Annotated in this window: 2 protein-coding genes; both read right to left on the reverse strand. The window is 44.1% G+C overall.

What is annotated here, in order from left to right:
• Positions 1–3 precede the first annotated feature (3 nt).
• Positions 4–975: a 4-hydroxythreonine-4-phosphate dehydrogenase PdxA gene (gene pdxA, locus GXZ17_RS04270; RefSeq protein ID WP_409376048.1), complete on the reverse strand. Its 972-nt coding sequence runs from the start codon at positions 973–975 to the stop codon at positions 4–6.
• Positions 972–2,097 (reverse strand): pyridoxal phosphate-dependent aminotransferase (locus GXZ17_RS04275; protein ID WP_409376049.1); only part of this gene is annotated, 1,126 nt, incomplete at its 5' end. The genes GXZ17_RS04275 and pdxA, both read right to left, overlap by 4 nt.

Genomic DNA, 2,097 nt, shown 5'->3' on the forward strand with positions numbered 1-2,097 from the left:
AATTTAATAATATACGGCATATTGGGCAGCATGTCGGCAAGCTTCTAACATGCTTTCTTCGTTCGCTATTCCCTTTCCTGCAATATCCATAGCTGTTCCGTGGTCGGGAGAGGTGCGAATAAAGGGCAATCCTAAAGTCACACTCACCGTTTTATAAAAATCTAAACACTTAGTGGCAATATGTCCCTGGTCGTGATAAAGAGACAAGACGGCATCAAATTCTCCTTGAAAAGATCGCCAGAAGATAGAATCTGCCGGATAGGGCCCGGAGATTTCTATCCCTCCACTTCGCACCAGCTCCAGAGCGGGAATAATCTCTTTTGTTTCTTCCTCTCCCAAAAGCCCTCTTTCTCCTCCATGGGGGTTCAAAGCAGCTACCGCTATGCGGGGATGAGATAGGCCCAACTTTTGAAGATAATAATGCATGCGAGGGATAAATTGGGCAATTTTATCTTTTTTGACTTGCTCTATTGCTATTTTGAGAGGAAGATGACGGGTAAAGAAAAAAACTCGCAAGCTCTTTACTTGAAACATAGTTAAGGCTTCCTCGCTGTGGGTTAACTCTTGAAAAATTTCAGTGTGGCCAATAAAAGGAATACCGGCTTTGTGGATTGCTTCTTTGTTTATAGGAGCAGTAACCACTCCCTCTCCCCTTCCCTCCCCCATCAACTCTACGGCTTTTTCTATATATTCATAGCTCGCTTTCCCCCCGGAGGGAGAAATTTCTCCCCAGGAAAAAGAAGCCAGATCTACATTGTTCAGGTCGTAAAGAAAAGGGCCATTTCCCGCAGGTGAGGTAAAGTCGCTCCAGAGTATTTTTACTCCCAGTATTTCTTCGGCTTTTCTGAGTATTTTCCTATCTCCTACTACTATGGGAATAGCTTCTATATCCCACCTCCTTATACTTTTTACTATAATTTCCGGGCCCACCCCTGAGGGATCTCCCATGGTGATAATTAAAGAAGGTTTTTTCATCTTCTCTTCCTTCTGAATTCTACCAGTCTTTTTACTCCCTCTTCCACGTCTTCTCTCTTGCGGCAGATAGAGAGACGGGCAAACCCCTCTCCTGTTTCTCCGAAGGCATCGCCAGGAGCCAGAGCTACTTTACTCTCCTCTACCAGAGTTTTACAGAACTCTAAAGACGGCAAACCAAACTCCCGGATATCTATCCACAGATAATATCCCCCCTGAGGCTTGAAAAAGCGAAACCCTCCCTTTTCTAAAAGGCTCACCGCTTTATCCCGGTTACCCCGGTAATAATCTACCATCTTTTCTACTTCTTCCGGAGGTAAATATAGAGCAACTTCTGCTGCTTTTTGAGAAAGATGAGAGGTACAGGCGATAAGATACTCTTCCACTTTAGCTAAGTGTTTAACCAGGTAAAGAGGAGCAACCATATACCCTACTCTCCAGCCAGTCAGGGCATAAGTTTTAGAAAAAGAGAAAATGCTTATCAAATTGTCTTTATTTATGAAAGGAAACATTCCCCGGTGCTCTCCCTCATAAACATATTTCTCATAAGCTTCATCAGAAATAAGCAAAAGCCCGTATTCCTCTGCCAGTTGAGCTAATTGGCGAAGAGTTTCCTCAGGAAACACTACCCCCACAGGGTTAGAAGGGGAATTGATGAGTATCATTTTAGTGCGAGAGGTAATCAAACTTTCTATTTCTCCTCGATCGGGTAGGAAACCATTTTCCTCCCGGAGGTGATATCTCTTCATCTTTCCTCCACACAGCTCTACCTGATAAAAGTGGTTGGTAAAGCCAGGATCAGGCACTAAAACTTCATCTTGAGGCTCCAAGAGAGAGGAAAAAATCGTTACCGTTCCAAACAAAGAACCAGGAAGAATTATCACCTCTTCTGGTGTCACTTCCCATCCTTTTTCTTTTTTCAAGTGATGGGCAATTTTTTCTCGCAGGCTGGGTATACCCACCGTGGGAGTATATTTGATTTCTCCCTGCCAGTAAAAATCCTGGAGTTTTTCCAAGATGAGGTGGGGAGTGGGGAAATGAGGTTCTCCCATCTCTAAACGGATAACTTCCGGGTCGCGGAGGGCTATCTCCATTAGCTCTCTTATTCCCGAGCGAGGTAAATTA

This window comes from Candidatus Sordicultor fermentans (assembly GCF_012728195.1).
Classification (GTDB): Bacteria; Atribacterota; Atribacteria; order Atribacterales; family Caldatribacteriaceae; genus Sordicultor; species Sordicultor fermentans.